The 3,205-nt window shown below is 63.5% G+C and carries 3 protein-coding genes; 1 reads left to right on the top strand and 2 read right to left on the bottom strand.

Annotation, left to right across the window (positions count from 1 at the left end; translation table 11 throughout):
• A partial coding sequence (locus P1T08_18570) for a hypothetical protein (GenBank protein ID MDF1598079.1) occupies positions 1 to 460 on the bottom strand: 460 nt, incomplete at its 3' end.
• 745 nt (positions 461 to 1,205) lie between these two features.
• Here P1T08_18570 and P1T08_18565 point away from each other — a divergent pair.
• Positions 1,206 to 1,889, top strand: a complete 684-nt coding sequence (locus P1T08_18565) for a hypothetical protein (GenBank protein MDF1598078.1) — start codon at positions 1,206 to 1,208, stop codon at positions 1,887 to 1,889.
• A 300-nt stretch (positions 1,890 to 2,189) separates the two neighbouring features.
• On the opposite strand, the gene P1T08_18560 is transcribed toward P1T08_18565, so the two are convergent.
• Positions 2,190 to 3,205 (bottom strand): IS1380 family transposase (locus P1T08_18560; GenBank protein MDF1598077.1); only part of this gene is annotated, 1,016 nt, incomplete at its 5' end.

The raw sequence follows: 3,205 nt of genomic DNA, 5'->3' as shown, positions 1-3,205 counted from the left end.
ACCGCCTGGGCCCACCGCCAGACAACACGAGACAAAGCCGCCGCTTGACAAGATACAACCCTGGGGTGTCTAGCCCCGCCTGCCACGCCCGGCCCAGCACGGTGCGTGAGACCGCGTCGAGCTGACGGACGCTCGCCCAGTTGAAGCTGCGCAGCCACGTCCCGATCGTCGACGGGGCGCGGATCGCATCGAACACCTCTCCGCCGGCACCCGCGCGCAGCACGTCCACGTCGTCGATCGAGTCCCCACCGGTCAGCATCGCGCCGATCACCGTGAGTGCTTTGGTGCCGCAGTTGGCCCGACCCGCCGCGCCCTGCGGCAGTGTCACCCGCTCGTCGATGCTCTCGGCCAGGCCGAGCTTCTGCGCGAGTGCGGCCGGGGCCATCAGCCCCGCATTGGCGACCAGGTTGTCCTCATCAAAGATGGTTTCCAGGCGCGAAAGGTCGTATGATGAACGCATCTGATAAATGCCCTTCTGATCTGGGTTTTGTGACTGTTTCCAAGCCGCATTATCCCAGGTCAGAGGGCATTTTCCTCATCAATCCCACCCACCGGACACCAAACCGGGCGGTGGATCCAGGTATAGATATTCGGCCGGGCATAGCTGCAGCTGTTTCGGCTGCCTTCAATCCCTGGGGCGCAACTTGAGAAGCTGAGTATCCTCGCCTCTGGCAGCAGGATTGAGGTGAGGATGTCTCGGCGTGTAATTGTGGCCTTGACGCTTGTCGGGTTGCTCGTTGTCGGTGCTGCAGCCGGCACTGCGCAAGCTGCAGTAGTGTGACCCGCCTGTCGACGGCTGGCGGATCATGCGCGTGGAGCTTCAACAGCGGTAGCACTACCGAGATCGACGTTAGCTGTCACTCGCCGTCTGGTGTCTCTTCCGACGGTCTGTTCTCAATACTCGTCTTCACGCCTGGTGCCCCACTTGCGGGTTCCCTCACGGCGCCATCCGACGAGTCCAGCGGGCTGTAGAACGTGCAGGCACCGGGGGGTGAGGTTCGGTTCTCACCCCCCAATGGAAGCTTGTATCGGTGAAGCGGCGGACACGGCATGCGCCCGGTGGTTGAGCGTTTGCGACGGAGGCGGCTCGCCCGAAGCGGTGGTCGTCCCCCGAAGTCTGCAACCCATATGGTCCGTTTGCTAGGTTCGACTTGAGTCACTGCACCGCGCAGGGCTCTGATTGCAAGGAGGGTTGTATGGTCGTCATGAGTAGACGACGTGTGTTCTTGTTGGCGTTGGTGGCGTTTCTGCTGATTCCGGCGGCGGCGCTGGCCGGCACGCTGTTCAGCGACGTGACCGACGGGAGCACCCATTTCAAGGGTATCGAGTTCATGAAGAGCTCGGGTGTGACGCTCGGTTGTGGTGATGGGACTACCTATTGTCCGAAAGATCCGGTGTTGCGTGAGCAGATGGCGACGTTCATGTACCGGTTGTCCGGTAACGATCCGGCGACTCCGCCGAGTGTGAACGCCGACAAGGTCGACGGCAAGGATGCGGCCGAACTCGAAACCTCTGCTTTCTCGACTCATCATGATCTGGGTGTCGACCTGAGCGGCTCGGGCACTGTCCTCGATCTGGATCTGGCGGCGGGTTCCTATGTGATCTTCGCGAAGGCATGGTTTAGGGACCCGAGCGGCGTGGATATTCCCATCCATTGCAGGATCCAGGCAGGGGCGGATTACGACGAGTCGCAAACTGTCGTTCCTTACACCCCGAGCGCCAGCGTTTCCAACGATGGAGCGATGAGTCTCATGGTCGTTCACACCTTCGCAAGCGCGGGTACGGCTGTATTGACATGTGACGATCCGAGCTTCAACTCAACGTTCACGGTCTACGACTCGAAGATCACGGCAATCGAAGTCGACAATCTCTCGAACGCAGCCGGATAGAGGCGACTTCCGTCGATCGTCAGGTCGGCGGTTCGGTGCTTGAAGACCACATATGGGCCCGTCTCCATTGAGGCGGGCCCATATAGCCTCAATCCACCGTTCGGGTATCGAGTCGCGGCTGGTGAGGTCGTGGCGGCTGATGATGTGGAGTTGTGTCGGGTTGGAGCGGCACGTAGGAGTCTGAATGGTCTTCGGCGGCGGTTTTTGACCCCGACGAGGGCAGGCTGACGCTTCCCGAGGGTTCGGGGTTTGTGCGATGTGGGTTCTTGGACGGGTGGGGACCCCGGGCGTGGGCCGGGATCAGGTCGGTGCGGGGATGGGGATCGTCCGGATGGTTGTGAGCGCGGTCTCGAACGCCTGGCGCCAGGGCCAGTTCGTCGGTGCTCGAAGTTTGAGTGTGCGGGCGGAGTGGACCAGCCGGGCGGGCATGGAGACGACCTTGGTGCGGAAGGTCTCGGTGGTCGCCTCCGACCAGTCGCCGCCGGAGGCGGCGAGGGTCCAGCGGGCGAGGTTGTGCGCCACCACGGCGAGGGCAAGCCAGGCAGCGTTGGCGTTGAACTTCCCCGAGGGCAGGTGCGCGAGCCCGCCGGCTTTGACGTCGCGGATAGCGAGCTCGACGACTGCGTGGCGGCGATGGTCGGCTTCGATGACCAGCATGTGCCCGTCACGGTCGGTCAGGACCGGGTGATAGTCGAACACTACGTCCAGGGCGAGTTGCGAGCCGGGAGTGGGACGCACCCGACGCACGATCAGCCGCAAGGTGACCCGGTCCTTGGTGTCCTTGAACGCGGTGTAGGAGGTCTCGGCCACCTCCGCGCCGCCTTCGAGCCAGTAGGGGATCTCTCTCCAATCCTCCTCACCGATGGCGTCGATCGCTTCTCGGATGGGTTTGAGCATCTTGACGGTGACCGAGAACCGGGCCCCGTGGTCCCGACATGCAGTGACGAACCCCCGTGAGTAGAACGCCGAGTCGGCCCGCACCCCCAGGGCTCCGGTCGCCCCCGCCTGCCGCACCCGGCTGATCGTCTCGCGCACAAACGTGCCCGCCCCACGTGCCGAGCCGGCGTTGCCGCCACGCATCCGGGCGTGCAGCACTTCGCCGGTTGAGGCCAGGGTCGCCAGCAGCGGGTGATAGCCACGCACCTTCGTGTAGCCGAACGTGGCGCCCTGCTTCTTCGTCCCGTAGGTCTGACAGATCGTGGAGTCGACATCGATCGTCAGATCGGCGTCGAGGCCGGGGCCTAATGGGGGTCTACGGGGCTTCTGCGGTTGTGGGAGTCTTGTGGCTGAGCCTGCTGGCCGGTGAGCACTGCCGG

This window comes from Acidimicrobiia bacterium (genome assembly GCA_029210695.1).
Classification (GTDB): Bacteria; Actinomycetota; Acidimicrobiia; order Spongiisociales; family JAHEDJ01; genus JAHEDJ01.
Note: the sequence above shows the minus strand (reverse complement) of the source record. Positions and strands in the feature narration are given on the sequence as shown.